Annotated in this window: 17 protein-coding genes and 1 pseudogene; 4 read left to right on the plus strand and 14 right to left on the minus strand. The window is 74.7% G+C overall.

The window, feature by feature from the left end; translation table 11 throughout:
- Positions 1–240 (minus strand): annotated as a pseudogene (locus MY520_RS26835) (hypothetical protein); the annotation flags it as partial.
- 299 nt (positions 241–539) lie between these two features.
- Positions 540–743, minus strand: coding sequence for a cold-shock protein (locus MY520_RS26840; RefSeq protein ID WP_436695752.1), 204 nt, complete (start codon positions 741–743; stop codon positions 540–542).
- Positions 744–1,004: 261 nt separating this feature from the next.
- Here MY520_RS26840 and MY520_RS26845 point away from each other — a divergent pair, with 261 nt between their 5' ends.
- Positions 1,005–1,256 (plus strand): hypothetical protein, encoded by a 252-nt coding sequence (locus MY520_RS26845; protein ID WP_436695753.1) that lies wholly within the window; start codon positions 1,005–1,007, stop codon positions 1,254–1,256.
- A 311-nt stretch (positions 1,257–1,567) separates the two neighbouring features.
- On the opposite strand, the gene MY520_RS26850 is transcribed toward MY520_RS26845, so the two are convergent.
- The gene (locus tag MY520_RS26850; protein ID WP_436695754.1) at positions 1,568–1,708 is read right to left on the minus strand and encodes a hypothetical protein; all 141 of its coding nucleotides are present in this window, start codon (positions 1,706–1,708) and stop codon (positions 1,568–1,570) included.
- Between the two features lie 175 nt (positions 1,709–1,883).
- On the opposite strand from MY520_RS26850, the gene MY520_RS26855 reads away from it, so the two are divergent.
- Positions 1,884–2,843, plus strand: a complete 960-nt coding sequence (locus tag MY520_RS26855; RefSeq protein ID WP_436695755.1) for a hypothetical protein — start codon at positions 1,884–1,886, stop codon at positions 2,841–2,843.
- Here MY520_RS26855 and MY520_RS26860 read toward each other — a convergent pair.
- The 10 genes from MY520_RS26860 to MY520_RS26905 form a co-directional block, all read right to left on the minus strand.
- Positions 2,821–3,195 (minus strand): VOC family protein, encoded by a 375-nt coding sequence (locus MY520_RS26860; RefSeq protein ID WP_436695756.1) that lies wholly within the window; start codon positions 3,193–3,195, stop codon positions 2,821–2,823. The two genes, MY520_RS26855 and MY520_RS26860, sit on opposite strands and share 23 nt — an antisense overlap.
- Positions 3,196–3,278: 83 nt before the next feature.
- A complete protein-coding gene (locus MY520_RS26865; protein WP_436695757.1) occupies positions 3,279–4,244 on the minus strand; it encodes an endonuclease/exonuclease/phosphatase family protein in 966 nt (321 codons plus the stop codon).
- A 117-nt stretch (positions 4,245–4,361) separates the two neighbouring features.
- The gene (locus MY520_RS26870) at positions 4,362–5,894 is read right to left on the minus strand and encodes an ATP-dependent DNA ligase (RefSeq protein ID WP_436695758.1); all 1,533 of its coding nucleotides are present in this window, start codon (positions 5,892–5,894) and stop codon (positions 4,362–4,364) included.
- Between the two features lie 107 nt (positions 5,895–6,001).
- Complete coding sequence (locus MY520_RS26875) at positions 6,002–6,205, minus strand: antitoxin (protein ID WP_436695759.1); 204 nt, start codon at positions 6,203–6,205, stop codon at positions 6,002–6,004.
- Positions 6,206–6,286: 81 nt separating this feature from the next.
- Positions 6,287–8,131, minus strand: a complete 1,845-nt coding sequence (locus tag MY520_RS26880; protein ID WP_436695760.1) for a phosphoenolpyruvate carboxykinase (GTP) — start codon at positions 8,129–8,131, stop codon at positions 6,287–6,289.
- A 155-nt stretch (positions 8,132–8,286) separates the two neighbouring features.
- Positions 8,287–9,315, minus strand: a complete 1,029-nt coding sequence (locus MY520_RS26885; protein WP_436695761.1) for a fatty acid desaturase family protein — start codon at positions 9,313–9,315, stop codon at positions 8,287–8,289.
- A gap of 1 nt (position 9,316) precedes the next feature.
- On the minus strand, positions 9,317–9,727 hold the full coding sequence (locus MY520_RS26890; protein ID WP_436695762.1) for an STAS domain-containing protein: 411 nt from the start codon (positions 9,725–9,727) through the stop codon (positions 9,317–9,319).
- A gap of 211 nt (positions 9,728–9,938) precedes the next feature.
- Complete coding sequence (locus MY520_RS26895) at positions 9,939–10,688, minus strand: GAF and ANTAR domain-containing protein (protein ID WP_436695763.1); 750 nt, start codon at positions 10,686–10,688, stop codon at positions 9,939–9,941.
- 57 nt (positions 10,689–10,745) lie between these two features.
- Positions 10,746–11,465 (minus strand): GAF and ANTAR domain-containing protein, encoded by a 720-nt coding sequence (locus tag MY520_RS26900; RefSeq protein WP_436695764.1) that lies wholly within the window; start codon positions 11,463–11,465, stop codon positions 10,746–10,748.
- A 480-nt stretch (positions 11,466–11,945) separates the two neighbouring features.
- Positions 11,946–12,428, minus strand: coding sequence for a hypothetical protein (locus MY520_RS26905; RefSeq protein WP_436695765.1), 483 nt, complete (start codon positions 12,426–12,428; stop codon positions 11,946–11,948).
- Positions 12,429–12,624: 196 nt separating this feature from the next.
- On the opposite strand from MY520_RS26905, the gene MY520_RS26910 reads away from it, so the two are divergent.
- Both MY520_RS26910 and MY520_RS26915 read left to right on the plus strand, forming a co-directional pair.
- A complete protein-coding gene (locus MY520_RS26910; protein WP_436695766.1) occupies positions 12,625–13,446 on the plus strand; it encodes a hypothetical protein in 822 nt (273 codons plus the stop codon).
- Positions 13,447–13,507: 61 nt separating this feature from the next.
- Positions 13,508–13,975 carry a hypothetical protein gene (locus tag MY520_RS26915; protein ID WP_436695767.1) on the plus strand — a complete coding sequence of 156 codons (468 nt, stop codon included), beginning with the start codon at positions 13,508–13,510 and terminating at the stop codon, positions 13,973–13,975.
- A 381-nt stretch (positions 13,976–14,356) separates the two neighbouring features.
- On the opposite strand, the gene MY520_RS26920 is transcribed toward MY520_RS26915, so the two are convergent.
- On the minus strand, positions 14,357–15,223 hold an 867-nt coding region (locus tag MY520_RS26920; protein ID WP_436695768.1), incomplete at its 5' end, for a LysM peptidoglycan-binding domain-containing protein.

Here is a 15,223-nt window from a genome sequence, read left to right on the forward strand (position 1 = left end):
CTCCGACTGCGCGGGCGGCGCCGCGGGGACGGGGGCCGGCTCGACCGCCGGCGCGGTCAGCGGCACGACGTCGCGGACGGCGGGGAGCCGCGCGGCGTCCTGGGCGAGCGCGGCGACGAGGGCCGCGGGCGGGGACGCGCCCGCTTCGGCGGGGGGCTCGGTCGGCTGCGGGAGCGCGACCAGGGCCACGACGGTGAGCCCCGCGGCGACACCCGCCGGGACGTGCCGTCGGACCGTCATCGGGCCGACTGCCCGACCGGCTCCACCGCCCGGGCACGCGGCGATCGTCGTGTCCGCGGAAGCTCGTCGGGCATGTGGTCCCCCATCGCCGACCGTGTTCCGGCACGCCGGTGAGGGCGTGCCGGGGGCCTACCTAACTCCGATACCCCGGCGTCCGGAAGCCCTCGGCGCATCCGTGGCGCACGCGCCGGGGGACCGCGCGACCCCGAGCATCGACCGGCCGGGCCGGGACGGCCACTCGGACGCGAACGGGGGCCACGGCGCAGTGCGCCGTGGCCCCCGTCGTACCGCGTCCGGGATCAGACGGGGCGGACGTTCTCCGCCTGCGGGCCCTTCTGGCCCTGCGTGACGTCGAACTCGACCTGCTGCCCCTCCTCGAGGGACTTGTAGCCGCTACCGGTGATCGCCGAGTAGTGGCAGAAGACGTCGGCGCCGCCGCCGTCCTGGGAGATGAAGCCGAAGCCCTTCTCCGCGTTGAACCACTTCACAGTGCCCTGAGCCATGTCGTTCTCATTCCGTGCTGGAGGTCTCCGGGCCGACGAGAGAGGGCCCGGGGTCGCCGCACCGACCGGCAGGACCGAGAGGAACGTCAGGCAGAGACGACTGCGGACGTTCGAGAACGAAGCAGAGGTACGACAGCGACCGTCACCACTGTAGTCCACGACGGCCGTGAGGGGGACCCCACGCCGCGAGCATCACACTCACAGGGAGGAGCCGTGGGCCCGACGGTGCCGGTTCCTCCCGGCCGAAGGAGGGTGACCCGCATGGACATCACCACCGTCAACGACCGACACCTCTACGAGGGGCGCGTCGTCCTGCTGGACACCGACGTCCCGGCGGGACGGGTGGAACTGCCGCGACGGATCGTCCGGTTCGGTCCGGCCGGCTGGATCACGGTCGTGGACGGCCTGACCGAGGACGCCGACGTCGAGCTGTACCCGACGTGGCGGGTGCTCTCGGTGTCCGACCTCCGCGAGCTGGGCGGGGCCGCGCTCCGGTCGAGCGCGGCCCATTAGCGGTTCACCAGCGCAGCGGGTCGGTCAGCCTCGTGTGCGCCGTCCGGCAGACCCGGCAGTTCCCCCACGTGACGATGGCCAGCGGAGTCGTGGCCGAGCCGCACTCGGGGCACTCCACCGGCTCGTCCGACCGGGCTCGCGCGTCGGTGATCGCGCGCGACCGTTCCTCGTGGATCGTCTCGTCGCCCCGGCAGGGACACCCGAGGTGAGCATCAGCGCAGCGTCCGCGGTGTGTGGTGATGGGGTCCCCTCTCGTCGCCGTCGACGCTACCCCCCGCATGCGCCCCGGCGGGGTCAGCGGCGACGGCGGTTCACCCGGAGGACCTTCCCGTCGGCACCCGCGACGACGACGCGGTCACCGCGCCGGAACCGGTCCGCGACGGCGTGTCGGGGTCGGGGGAGACGTCGTCGGGCGCGTCGAGGCAGCGCTGGACGTCGGCGAGGAACGTCACGATGGGCGGGGGCCTGCGTCTCCGAACTCGTACGCGACCGGCCCCCGGGATCGCATGGTCAGATCTGACCCCCTGCCACGGTCAGGGGAAGTCGAGCAGTTCTGGTCATGTCCTGACAAGCTCCGTCGGCCACTCTGAGCAGGACGACGTCCCGCTCGTCCCGAAGGAGCAACTCATGGCTGCACCGTCCCCCGTCCTCCCCGAGCGGAGGACGGAGGAGGTCATCCCGGCGCCACTGGTGGAGGCCGCCCCCGACGAGGTCCGGCCCGGCACCCGCTGGCTGCTGAGGGCCTTCCTGGGGCTCACCCTGCTCGCCGTCCTGCAACTGCTGGTCCGGACCACGAGCGCGCACGAGGACTTCGCCTGGCCCATCCACACGGAGCTGACCGCGGCGTGGCTGGGCGCGGCGTACGGGGCCGGAGCCGTGCTGTCGCTGCTGGCCCTGCGGCGGCGGAGGTGGGACGAGGTCCGCGTCCCCGTCCTCACGGTCGCCATCTTCACCTGGCTCACCCTCCTCGCCACGCTGATCCACACGCACCGCCTGCACCTGGTCGAGGGTGGGACCACCGGGCGGCTGGCGGCGTGGGTGTGGCTGCTGGTCTACCTCGTCGTCCCGCTGGCCTGCCGGTCGGTCATCGCGGGGCAGCAGGACGCCCGGAGCGGGGCACGGCCGGCCCACCGGCCGCTCCCGCGCTGGCTGGCCGGCTGGCTCGGCGCCCAGGGCCTGGTGCTGTCGGCGGCCGGTGCGGTCCTGTTCCTCGGCGGCGTCGCGGTGCACCACGAGGCCGAGGTCGTCACGCGGTTCTGGCCGTGGGACCTGATGCCGCTGAGCGCGCAGGTGATCGGTGCGTGGTTGATCGCGCTGGGCATCGGTGCGGCGCTGGTGATCCGCGAGCGCGACCTGCTCCGCCTGCGGGTGCCGGCGGCGGTCTACACCGTGTTCGGCGTGCTGCAGCTGGGCGTGCTGGCCCGGCACCGGGCGGTGTTGGACACCGGCGACCCGTGGCTGTGGGGCTACGTCGCCGTCCTGGTGGTCGTCGTCGTCACCGGCGGGTACGGCTGGTGGGCCGCCCGCGGGTGCGCCTGCGGCGCCTGCGTCGCCGGCCGTCAGGTCACCCGCCGTACGGCCGGGTGATGATCTCCAGCACGTGCCCGTCCGGGTCCTGCCAGTAGACGCCGCGGCCCCCGTCGTTGGTGTTGATCTCGCCCGGTCGCTGCTGGAACGGGTCGGCCCAGTGGTCCAGCCCCCGCGCCCGGATCCGCCCGAAGACCTCGTCGAACTCCGCCTCGCTGACGAGGAAGGCGTAGTGCCGCGGGTGGACCTCCGCCTCCTCCATGAAGTCCAGGGAGACGTCGTTGTCGAGCTGGACGACCGCGAAGGGGCCGTACGTCGTCGGGCTGGCCAGGCCGAGGAGGTCGGCGAGGAAGGCCGCCGACGCGTGCCGGTCGCGGGCGGCGACGATGGTGTGGTTGAGCTGCACGGGCATGGGGACTCCTCCCGGCGCCGGGGCGGTGGCGGGGTCAGCCCAGCACGGATGCCGCCCGCGCGTCGAGGGCTGCCGGCCCCGGCTCAGCGGAGGTCGAACTCGACCCAGAGCGGGTAGTGGTCCGAGATCCGCCAGGACAGCTGCTGGCGGGTGTCGTCGGCCTGCAGCCACGGCACGAAGTCGAACATCCCGGCTCGCTCCGTGTAGCGCAGGGTCAGCTGCGGCACGTCGTGGGCGCCGGTGAACCAGGCGATCTGGTCGTAGAAGTGGCCGGACCCGGCGTCGTCGAAGATCGTCCGGGGCACGTCGTTGAGCTCGTCGGGTGGGCGCAGGCCGGTCGACGTGAACGCCTCGAAGAGCGCGTCGCCGCGGCGGTCGATGTTGAAGTCGCCCAGGGCCAGCAGGTTGTGCCCCCACTGCCGCTCCCGGCGGGCCCAGTCGGCCATCCACTCGGCGATGGCCTTCAGCTCACCGATCCGGTCGGCCGGGGCGTCCCCGTACCGGACGTGCAGGGTGACGAGGATGAACGTCGTCGACCCCGCGAGGAAGCTCACCGCGTAGGGGGTGCGGGCGAACTGGCGCAGGCCGGGCGGCCCCGCCGCCGGCGCACCGTCGTCCTCGGGCAGCACCAGCTCGCAGGCCAGCCCGGACGGACGGACCCGCCGGGTGTCGAAGACGAAGGCCAGGCGCTCGTCGTTGCCCTGGGAGCCCCTGGTGACGTCGGTGAGGATCAGCCCCCAGTGCGGGCCGAGCAGCTTGAGGGCGTGCCGCAGGCTGCGCAGGTTGCCCCGGACCTCCTGCACCGCCACCACGTCGAAGCGGCTGATGACCTCCGCGATCGCCGACAGTGCGGCCAGGTCGCGGCGCGGGCTGTCGCCGTCCTCGGCGTGCCACTTCTCCGTCAGGTCGCCGAAGGCGCGGATGTTCCACGTCGCGATGAGCAGGTTGTGGTCCAGCTGCCGGGCGGGGACGAGGAGGTCGAGGGCGTCGGACAGCCGCCGCAGCTCGTCGGCGACCTCGGGCGGCGCGGGCTCGAGGACCAGCGGCATGGCGCTCTCCCGGGGGTCGGCAGGCCGTGGGGGAGCGGGTGCGGCTCTCCCCGGCGGCGGACCGTAGCCGGGCCGCGTCACCTCGGCGTCACCGGCGGCAGGTGGCGGCCGGTCGGCTCACCCGCCGGCGAGCAGGCCGCGGATCGTGTCGATCGTGTCGGCCTCGGCGGCGGACTTGTCCGGCCGGTACCGCAGCACCCGCGCGAAGCGCAGCGCGACGCCGCCGGGGTAGCGCGGGCTGCGCTGCGCCCCGTCGAGGGCGATCTCCACCACCAGCTCCGGCCGCAGCACCACCCCCCAGTCGGCGTGCTCGCTGGCGTGCTCGGGGAAGGTGCGGGTCTGCCAGTCCAGCAGCTCGTCGGTCATCCCCTTGAAGGTCTTGCCGACCATGACCGGCGGACCGCCGTCCGGGTCCCGGGCGCCGAGGTGGATGTTCGACAGCCGCCCCGACCGCCGGCCGTACCCCCACTCCGCGCCGATCACGACCAGGTCGAGGGTGTGCACCGGCTTCACCTTCTGCCAGGCCCGGCCGCGGCGGCCCGCCGCGTAGGTCGCGTCGAGCGCCTTGACGACGACGCCCTCGTGGCCGGCGCCCAGGGCGTCGTCCAGCACGCCGGCCGCCTGCTCGGCGCTGGGGCTGCGGACGCCGGGCATCCGGAGCGCGGCGTGCGCGTCGTCGGCGAGCAGGCCGGCGAGCGCGTCGAGGCGGACGTGCAGCGGCTCGTCGAGGAGGTCGCGACCGTCGAGGTGCAGCACGTCGAAGAAGAACGGGCTGAGCAGCACGCCGGCGTCGGCGGAGTCGCTGCCGAAGCGGCTCATCGTGTCCTGGAAGGCGCGCGGCCGGCCGTCGTCGTCCAGCGCGAGGGTCTCCCCGTCGAGGACGGCGGTGGCGCACGGCAGGGCGCGGACCCGCTCGACCAGCTCGGGGACGGCGTCGGTGACCTCGCGCAGCGTGCGGGTCCAGACCCGCACGACGTCGCCGTCCCGGTGCACCTGGATGCGGGCGCCGTCGAGCTTGAACTCCACGGTGACGTCGGTGCCGAGGTCGGCGAGCGCGGCGTCCAGGGAGGAGCCGGGGCTGGCGAGCATCGGCTGCACCGGGCGGCCGACCTGCAGGTGCACCGCGGCCAGCGCCTCGCTCCCGCCGCGCAGCGCCGTCGCGGCCGTCTCCGGCAGCCGACCGGAGAGCATGAAGGCGCGCCGGACGTCCGCCGCGGGCACGCCGGCCGCCGCGGCGACGGCGTCGAGCACGACCCCCTCCAGCGCGCCCTGGCGGAGCTCACCGGTGAGCAGCCGGAGGAGGAACTGCTGCTCGTCGGCGGTGGCGGCGGACAGCAGGCCCCGGACCAGGGCCTCCCGCCGGGTCACCGAGCCGGCCCCGGACGTCGCGGCCAGGTCGGTGAGGGTGTCGTCGACGGCGCCGACGGTCAGCGTGGGCGCCGGTGCGGGGGCGCCGGCCAGCCGGGACAGGGTGCGCCAGCCGACGCCGAGCCGGCCCTGGCGCGGCTCACCCGCCAGCCACGCGGTGACCGGCTCGATCTCGGCCGGCTCGGCCCGGCGCAGCAGCTCCGCGATCGCTCCGGCCTTCGCCGTGCGAGACCGGGTGGCCGTGACGGCGGTCGAGGTGGCGAGGACGTCGGCGAGCAGCACCCCGCCATGGTTTCAGCGGGGGCGGACGGTCCCGGCCCACGTCGGTCTCCGGACCGGCGAGCCGAGCGGCGGGTGACGTCGCGCCACCCGCCGCCCGCCCGTGCGGATCAGGTGCCGGACTGCCCGGCGTCGTCCTGGCCGATGCGCTGGTCGGCCAGGTCGCCGACCTTGTCCGACTGCTGGTCGAACTTGCCGCCGGTCTTGTCGTCGGCGAACTGCTCGGCCTTGTCCAGGGCCTGGTCGCTGCGCTGCTCGCCCTGCTCGGTGTTCAGCGCGTCCTTCGCCTTGTCTCCGAGGCCACCGATGTCCATGCCGTTCTCCTTCGTCGGGTGCGGGACGGCTGACTACCCGCCCGGGACGCCGCGACGCGTCGCGGGCGGGTCCCGGAGCGGTCAGGAGGTCTCGGCGTCGAGCGCGGCCGCGACGCGGCGGTGCGCCGCCCAGATCTCCTCCGGCACGCCCTCGAACGTCGACAGGTGCTCCTCGCGGTGCGCCATCTCCTGGCGCCAGCGCTCGGTGTCGATGGTGAGCAGCGTGTCCATGTCGCCGGGGCGCAGGTCGACGCCGGTGAGCTCGAGCTCCTCCTTGGTCGGCACGATGCCGACCGGCGTCCGGGTGCCGGTGACCTCGCCGTTGCGCAGCTGCATCAGCCAGAGCAGGGGGCGCAGGTTGTCCCGGTATCCCGGCCACAGGAAGTGGCCGTCCTCCGGGTCGCGCTGGAACCAGTTCACGTGCGCGAAGATCGGCTGGTCGGTCGCGGCGCCGATGACCTTCAGCCAGTGCGCGGCGTAGGGACCCTCGGCGTAGGACATGAACGGCCGCATCGACATGGGGTCGTAGCGGAGAATGCCCTCGGTGCCCTCCGCGGCGAAGGTCGCCTCCGCGCCGAGGGTGAGGCCGTCGTAGACGCCCTCGGCGAGGTCGGTGATCGCGCGGATCAGCGGCTCCCGATCCCGGGTCCGGCCGCCGAAGATGATCCCGTCGACCGGGACGCCCTTGGGGTTCTCGTAGTCCGGCGCGATGTTGGGCACGTTGGCCAGGGTGGTGGTGAAGCGGCTGTTCGGGTGCGCCCACGGGGCGTCCTTCGCGTCCGCCGGCCGCTCGGAGATCAGCTGCCCGGCCCAGTCGCGCCAGCCGGTGGGGTCCGCCGGCGGCCGCGGCGTCTTGCCCTCCCACCAGACCTCGTGGGTCTGCTCGTTGTAGGCGACGTTGGTGAAGATGGTGCCGGTGCCCTCGGCGATGGCCTCGACGGCGGTCGGGTTGGTGACCTCGTTGGTGTCCTTGGCGACCCCGAAGGCGCCGAACTCGGGGTTGATCGCGTAGACCCGCCCGTCCTCGGGGTCGACCCGCAGCCAGGCGATGTCGTCGCCGTAGAAGTGCACCTGGTAGCGGTCGCCGAGGGCGTCGGGGGCCAGCATCATCGCGAGGTTGGTCTTCCCCGACGCGCTGGGGAACCCGCCGCAGATGTGGTACGCGCGGCCGGTCTGCTTGTCGGTGATCCCGAGGAGCATGAACTGCTCGGCCAGGAACTGGCCCGACGCCCACCCGTCGTAGGCGGCCTGGCGCAGGCCGTGGGCGATCTTGCCCAGCAGCGCGTTGCCGCCGTAGGAGGACCCGTAGTGCAGGATCGTCCGCTCGTCGGCGACGGTGACGAAGTAGCGCTGGTCGTCCGCGGTGCCCTGGCCCAGGTTCTCCAGGTCACCCGTGACGTGCACCGCACGGACGAAGCTGTCCTGGTCGGCGAGGTCGTTGACGTGGTCCACGCCGACCCGGGCCATGCGGATCATGTGCAGGACGACGGTGCGGGTGTCGGTCAGCTCGACCCCGGCGGCGAAGGCCTCGAGCGGCGAGCCGGGCGGCGCCATCAGGTAGGGGACGACGTACATCGTCTTGCCCGCCGACGCCCCGCGCATCCGCTCCTCGAGCAGCGGCCGCATCTCCGACGCGGGGCGCCAGTTGTTGTAGACGCCCTTGTCCGCGGGGTTGTTGGTGGCGACGACGGTGCGCTCCTCGGAGCGCGCGGTGTCCTTGGGGTGGCTCCGTGAGTAGTAGCGCCCCTCACCCGCGGGGAGCAGTTCGCCGGCGTCCAGGGACTCCTGCACCAGGCGGGCGTCGTCGGAGGCGTTGACCACCTCGATCCGGTCGGCGCCGGTGAGCTCGGCGTACCGGTGGACGAACTCCCGGACGCGAACGTTCTTCAGTCCTGCCTCGTCGAGCACGGCATCGATGGCGGCCACGACCCACCTTCTCCCTCACCCGGAGTTCCCGCCACCGCGCCACCAGGTGGCAGCGCGACACGGCCTGTTGATCGGGAAACTACCGAAGGCGACGACGGCCGGACGCCGGGGCGGGGCCCGCGGGCGCACCGGCGGGGGCGCGGGGCGGGACCGGGTCAGGGGCCGGCCTCGGCGCCCACCGTGTGCAGGTGCCCCAGGACGAGCCCGTACGAGGCGAGCAGTCCGGTCTCGGCGTAGCGGATCCCGTGGTCCGCGCAGAACGCCGCGACCAGTGGTCGTGCCCGGCGCAGGTTCGGTCGCGGCATGCTCGGGAAGAGGTGGTGCTCGATCTGGTAGTTCAGCCCGCCGAGCAGGAGGTCCACGAACCGTCCGCCGCGCACGTTGCGGGCGGTCAGCACCTGACGGCGCAGGTAGTCCTTCTCCTCGGCCTCCGTGAGCGGCGGCATGCCCTTGTGGTTGGGCGCGAACGAGCAGCCCATGTAGAAGCCGAACACCGCCTGGTGCACCGCGATGAAGGCCAGCGCCTGCCAGGGCGTCAGCACCAGGAGCGGCGCGGCGACGAAGGCGGCCAGGTGCACGGCCAGGAGCCCGGTCTCCAGCCACCGCGCGCGGATCGTCCCGCTGCGCAGTGCCTGCAGGCTCGCGACGTGCAGGTTCAGTCCTTCGAGCAGCAGGAGCGGGAAGAAGACGGCCGCCTGGTGCCGGGTCAGCCACCCGAACAGCCCGCGCCGGCCGGCCCCGTCCTCCGGGAAGAAGATCAGCGGCCCGGCCGGGGCGACGTCGGGGTCGAGCTCGGCGTGGTTGGGGTGGGCGTGGTGCCGGTTGTGCTTGTCCAGCCACCACCCGAAGCTGAGCCCGACCGCCAGGTTGCCGTGCAGCAGGCCGAGCAGGTAGCTGCCGCGTCTCGTGCGGGCCACCTGCTTGTGGCCGGCGTCGTGCCCGAGGAAGGCGATCTGCGTGGACAGCACGCCGAGCACGGCCGCGGTGACCAGCTGCCACCAGCTCGCCCCGATCACCGCGAAGGCGAGCCAGCCCGCGGCGAAGACGAGCCAGGTGAGGGAGTACTTGGCGACGTAGTACCCGGTGCGCCGCTCGAGCAGGCCGGCGGCACGGATGCGCGAGGACAACTCGGCGTAGTCCGACCGGCCGGCGCGGACGGGGCGCAGGGTGGGGGCAGCGGTCACGTCAGTCCCGTCCCGCGCTCGGGCCGTCGACCGGGGCCGGGACGACGGGTCCACGGGCCTCGGCCGGAACGGCGGCGTCCGGCGCCGGACCGCCCCCCAACCTCCGGGTGCAGCGGGCGTCGGCCAGGAAGTGGGCGACCGCCGACGACGGGTCCGCCAGCCGGAGCGTCGCCTGCCGCAGGCGCATCACCTCGTCGGCCTCGTGGATCGGCTCCATCCCGTCCTCGTCGACGGCGCGGACGCCGGAGAGGTCCAGGACCAGTTCCGCGGGCCCGCCGTCCACGGTGAACATCGACAGGAACAGCCGGAGCCGCCCGGCGGTGTCCGCGTCGAGCCGGCCTCCGACGCCGAGGACGACGGTCCGCTGGTGGAGGCTGAGGCAGGCGCACCGACGGGCGTGCCTGATCGGCACCGGGGGAGGGGCCGCGGCCGGCGGGGGGCCGTCCGTCACGAGGTGCAGGCCGTGCCGTGACCGTTGTGCCATGCCGTGCGCTCCCCGGAGCAGTGGGACGTGCCACTGCCGGGTCCGGGGCAGTGCCCGCGCGTGCGGGCCTGGTGGTCAGCCTAGGACGGCCGGACCCACCTCGCTGGGTGGTTGCGCCACGGGACGACGGCGCGCGGGGTCACCGTGCCGGACGGGACGGGGTCGAACGGTCGGTGCCGAGCTCGTCGACGCCCAGGGTGCCGGCGATGACCGCGTCCGCGACGCCGGTCAGGGTCCGCCCGGTCCGCCGGGCGTGCGTGCGCAGGAGGCGGAACGCCTCGTCGACGCTCGTGCCGGCGCGGGCCGACAGGACCCCCTTGGCCTGCTCGATGAGGATCCGGCTGTGCAGTGCGGCCTGCAGCTGCTCGGAGAGCACCACCTGGTCGTGGATGGCGCGCTCGTGCAGCAGCCCGATGGTGGCGACGTCGGCCAGGCCACGGGCGACGGCGAGGTCGTCGTCGCTCAGCCGCTTCGGCTCGACGGTGAACAGGTTGAGCGCACCGATGACCTGGCGGCGCAGCCGCAGCGGCAGGGCGTGCGAGACGGCGAACCCGAGGTCGCGGGCGGCCGCGGCGAACCGCGGCCACCGGTTCCCCGCGTCCGACAGGTCGATGTTGGCGATGGCCTGCCCGGTCGCGAAGCACTCCAGGCACGGGCCCTCGGCCTTCTGCAGCTCGAACAGCTCGAGCAGCCGCGCCGACTCGTGCGTGGCCGCCACCACCTGCAGCGTGCCGCGCTGGTCGTCGAGCATCAGACCCGCGGCGTCGGTGTCGACCAGTTCGACGCAGCGCTCGGTGAGCACCTGCAGGAAGTCGACGACGTCGAACTCGTCGACCAGCGTGTCCGCCAGCTCGACGAAGACCTGCACGAGGCGCTGTTCTCCGGCCATCGGCCCCTCCCGCCCGGGTCGGCCGGGCACCCCTGCTGTTCCCTCGAGGTCCCGGTGTCACCCGTCGTCGTCCCGACCGAGGCGGACCCGTCCCTGCAGGACGTCCCGGGCCAGCTCATCGATCGGACGGTGCTCGGCGTAGGCCCGGGCGCGCAGCAGGACCAGCGCCACCGCCAGGCTGACATCTTCCTGCACGGAGACGACGCCCGTCGCCTGGTGGACCTCCGCCCGGTCGTCGAGCGCCGGGAGCGGGCCGAGGGGGAGGTCCGATCCGCCGTCCAGGAACTGTGCGTGCAGGAGCAGCACCGTGGCCGCATCGGCGAAGGCCAGTGCGTCGGTGAGCTCGGCCGGTGACAGGCCCCCGGGGCTGTCCCGGTAGAGGTCCAGCACACCGAGCCGGATGGCGCCGACCCGGAGCGGGAAGGCGAAGACGGCGCGCAGCCCCGCGAGTTCGGCCCCACCGGCGAACGCCGGCCACCGCGCCGGCGCGGTGCGGGTCAGGTCGGGCTGGAGCACCGGTCGACCGCTCCGGGAGGCGTCGACGCAGGGCCCCTCCCCGAGCGTGAACTGGAGTTCCTCCAGCTCCCGGGCGGCATCGTCGGTCGCCGCCAGCGTCCCGGCGGGTCCGCCCTCGGTCATCAGCGCCATCCCCGCGCCGGTGACCGGCAACGCCGCGGTGCACGTGCGCACCAGGGCGTCGGCGAGTCCGGCCGCGTGCGGGGCGGCGGCGACGACGGTGGACAGGATCCGGTCGACGCGTCTCGACGTCGCGGTCACCTGCGGACCGGCGGCTCCGGCCGGCGGCCCGCACCAGGGCCTGCGGACGACGCATCCCCGCGCGCCCGCCGGCCCCGACGGGGTCCCGACCTCCCGGGTGTCACCCCGGCGGCGAGCCGTCGTCGGACCCGTCCTGCGCTCCGGCGGCGCGGTCCCCTCGGGGCGCGACCGCCAGCGGCAGGGGCAGCGACGGACCGCTGCGGCCTCCGGGCGTCGGGGGCCGCTGGTCGGCCGGAGGGGCGTTCGGACGAGAGACCCGCGCGACGCGGATCCTCGTCATGACTGCCTCGCGGCCGGAGCGCGGGACGTGGCGGGGGCGCCCCGCGCGGCGGTGTGCAGCCGGCGGGCGGTCGTGGGCGTCGGGGTGGGTCCCACCAGGGACCGCCGATCTCCCTCCGGAAGCGGAGGGGCTGGGCGCCGAGCTGGCGTCACCACCGACCCTAGCCCCCGCGGTGCCGGGTGGCGGCGCCTCGCAGACGGTCAGTCCGGCGACGAGTACTCCGGCCAGGCGTCCCGGTTGGTGCCGAGGACGACGGAACCGACGGTCAGCGCGACCGCTCCGCTCACCGCTCCGGACACCGCGGCGGCGGGCCGGTCGGCCTCACGGGCGAGACTCAGCGCGGTGTAGGCCCCGAGCACCGCGCCCAGCAGGACGGTGCTCGGCGGAACGGGTCCCCCCACGCCGGTCCCCGCCGTCGCGAGGAGGTCGGCGATGGCGGACGCCAGCGGGCCGGCGTCGGGCCGCTGCCTGATCCGGGCCACCGGCTCGGCCACGTCCAGGTCCTGGAACGCGGCGCGTCCGAGCTCACGGAGGTCGCGCTCGTCGGCGTCCGTGAGGCCGGCCAGGCTCAGCCGGCGCAGGTGGTAGCGGAACCTGCGGAGCCGGGCGTCCTCGAAGGCGAGCCCCGCCGCCGCGCGGAACCGCTCGGCCGCTCCCGTCGACGCGTCCGCGGTGTCGGTCATGGTGGAGCGCCCCCTCCGACGGTTCCGGGAGGTGTAGCGCGGCCCCCGTCACCCGCGCGTCACCGACGCGAGGTCCGCCTGCGCGCCACGGCCTCCGTTCCCCCGACCAGGCGAATGGACGGCGCGCCGCTTCGGTTGGCAGCCCCGCGTGCCGATGCAGACGACGTCCGACCCCGCCGATGAGGAGCAGCCCACGATGCCGACTGCCGAGCAGTACCTGGCGCAGTACGCGCGCACCCTCGACGCGTTCCAGGGGGCGCCGGTGGCTCCCGCCGCGACGTGGCCCGTCGCCCAGAACGGCTCGATCCTCGGCGAGTACAGCGAGCTGCTGGTCGCCGCGGCGCTCACCTACTCCCCGCAGAGCTCCGGGGCCACCTGGGACCGCGCCAACGCCTGCCGCACGGGCCAGCTCGTCGGCACGTCCGCATGGGTCGCGACGCGAGCCGCGGCCGGCTACAGCAGGGCCTCGTACAGCGACGTCGACCTGTGGCTCTCCGCGCCCGTCGTCGCGGGCTCGGCGTGGGCGACGTCGGTCCCGCCGAGCCGGGGGGTGAGCGCCCTGCTCTCGGCGATCGGGGCGGGTACCGGGCGCCCGGTCCTCACCGCGCAGGTGAAGGCCCGTCACTACGAGGTCATCGACCGGTACGACGCGGTGCCGTACTGGTACGTCGTCGATCCGGCCGCGGACGGTCAGGTCACGCGGGAGGATCTGCTCAGCGCACCGGCGTCCTTCCCGTGGCGGCCGTCGACGGTCGACCTGTTCGCGTGCGTCGAGTGGACGGTGCCCTCCGGCAGCCCGGTCGCCGTGCCGCGCGTCCGGGTCCTCGCGAGGGACGACGTCCGGGACGCGATCGTGGCCCGCGAGGCCGCGATCGCGGCTCGGCACTCACCCTGCACCTGCAGCCGGCCACTGGCGTGGAGCGCGCGGAAGCTGGACTTCGTGGACGTCTTCACCGGGCAGCTGGGCACCGACCTGACCCCGGTCCTGGGCCGGGTGCCGCCGCTCACCCTGGCCTGAGGTCGGCGGCCTCCGCTCCTCCGCGGCGGAAGTCGGTTGCTCCCGGTCGGAGGATCGATCCGTGGCGGCCGAGCGGGTGCTGGTGAACTTCTTCTACGCCCAGCAGGTGGGCCACGCGGTCGAGGCGCTGCACTACTGCCACGGCCACGCGTCGGCGGTGCCGGGCCGCGAGGTCTCCGTCGTCCTGAACGCCGCGACCGCCACGGAGCTGGCCGGCTTCTGCCCCTTCCTCGCCGCCGTCCACCCGGTCGACCACCCGTTCCTGGAACCGTGCGCGGACTCGGCGCGGCGGATGCGGGACGTGCCCCGCGACTGGGACTGGGTCCTCGACGACACCCGGCGCCACCAGCCGGTGCAGTACGAGCTCAGCTGCGCCTCGAGCTGCCGTCCTCGGCGCGGCGGGCCGCCTCCGACCGGCTGGCGTCCGACCGCGAGGTGGAGAGCCGGATCGCGGTGGTGCCGGCCGGGTCGAGCGATCCGTCGCTGTACCCGTCGCCCGGCTCGTGGCGGCTGGTGCTCGACGCCCTGACCGACGCCTTCCCCGCGGTCCAGATCGCGCTGGTCGGCCGCGTGCACCGGGACGAGCGCACCAGCACCGCCCTGGGCCCGGCGAGCTGCGGGAGCTGCTGGCGCACCGGTCCGCGCCGGTCGACTGCTTCGACATCCCGCTCGCCGAGCAGCTGGCCGTGGTGGAGAGCTGGAACGTCTTCCTGGCGCCGCAGCTGCCGTACGAGCGGGCCCTGAGCGAGTGCTTCCGGGAGCTGCGGGCCGTCACCACGGCGACACGTCGGCGATCTGGTCGATCGACGGCGTCCACCTCGCCCACCTCTGACCCGCACGGACGCCAGAGCGCCCCCCACCCCGGGGGAGGTGGGGGCGCTCGGGCGCAGCTCGCGGAGCTGCCGGGGGCTCAGCCCTGGTAGTTCACGTGCGGGTGGTCCATGTGGTTCGCCGTCGCGCTGCCGCGGTCGGACATCAGCTTCCAGACGCCGGTCGGCGAGGTGAGGATCCGCTGCTGCCAGATGACGTACTCCACGCCGAGGTCGTCCCAGTGGGCGATGTGGTACTCGGTGATGGCGTCGCCCAGGGCGGTGTCGGAGCCGACCATGTAGTCCAGCGCCAGCCCGGACGGGTGGCCGTGCGGGTCGACGGCGCTGGCGCGGGTGCCGCCGATGGTGATGCCGGCGGCACCGGGGACGTTGGCGACGACGACGTCGGCGGCGGCCTGGGCCTCCGGCCGCACGCCTCCGGCGCTGTTGGTGATCTCCGCGACCGCGGCGGCCGGTGCGGGAGCCGGCGCGGCCTCGACGACGGGGGCCGGCGCGGCCTCCACGACGGGGGCCGGCGCGGCCTCGAGGGGGGTCGCCGCGACGGCCGGGGTGATCTCGGCGGCCGGTGCGGACGCCCCCAGGGTGCCCCCCGGAGCGGCCGCGACCGGGGCCGACCCGGCGGTCAGCAGCACCTGGCCCGGGAAGATGAGGTTGGGGTTGCTGCCGATGACGGCGACGTTGCGCTCGTAGAGCGCGCGCCACGACTGCCCGGAGGCGGCGGCGATCTCGGCCACCGTGTCGCCGCGCTCGACCGTGTAGTCGGCCTCGGACGGGGCCGCCGGCGAGGGAGTGGCCGGCTGCTCGGCAGCAGGCGCCGGGGCGGCGGCCGGAGCCGGTGCCGGCGCGGCGGCCGGAGCCGGTGCCGGCGCCGCGGCGGCCGCCGTGGTGCCGTCGGCCAGGGGCTTGCCGCAGGTCGGCCACGCGCCGGTGCCCTGACCGGCCGGGCC

It is taken from the genome of Geodermatophilus sp. CPCC 205506, assembly GCF_051383635.1.
In the GTDB taxonomy this organism is placed as follows: domain Bacteria; phylum Actinomycetota; class Actinomycetes; order Mycobacteriales; family Geodermatophilaceae; genus Geodermatophilus.

Coding starts and splice junctions, on each gene's coding strand:
- MY520_RS26865 (WP_436695757.1), bottom strand. CDS start 4,244: ATGCCGCTGGTCCTCGAGCCCGCGCCGCCCGAGGTCGCCGACGAGCTG.
- MY520_RS26855 (WP_436695755.1), top strand. CDS start 1,884: ATGGCTGCACCGTCCCCCGTCCTCCCCGAGCGGAGGACGGAGGAGGTC.
- MY520_RS26905 (WP_436695765.1), bottom strand. CDS start 12,428: ATGACCGACACCGCGGACGCGTCGACGGGAGCGGCCGAGCGGTTCCGC.
- MY520_RS26860 (WP_436695756.1), bottom strand. CDS start 3,195: ATGCCCGTGCAGCTCAACCACACCATCGTCGCCGCCCGCGACCGGCAC.
- MY520_RS26845 (WP_436695753.1), top strand. CDS start 1,005: ATGGACATCACCACCGTCAACGACCGACACCTCTACGAGGGGCGCGTC.
- MY520_RS26875 (WP_436695759.1), bottom strand. CDS start 6,205: ATGGACATCGGTGGCCTCGGAGACAAGGCGAAGGACGCGCTGAACACC.
- MY520_RS26895 (WP_436695763.1), bottom strand. CDS start 10,688: ATGGCCGGAGAACAGCGCCTCGTGCAGGTCTTCGTCGAGCTGGCGGAC.
- MY520_RS26840 (WP_436695752.1), bottom strand. CDS start 743: ATGGCTCAGGGCACTGTGAAGTGGTTCAACGCGGAGAAGGGCTTCGGC.
- MY520_RS26910 (WP_436695766.1), top strand. CDS start 12,625: ATGCCGACTGCCGAGCAGTACCTGGCGCAGTACGCGCGCACCCTCGAC.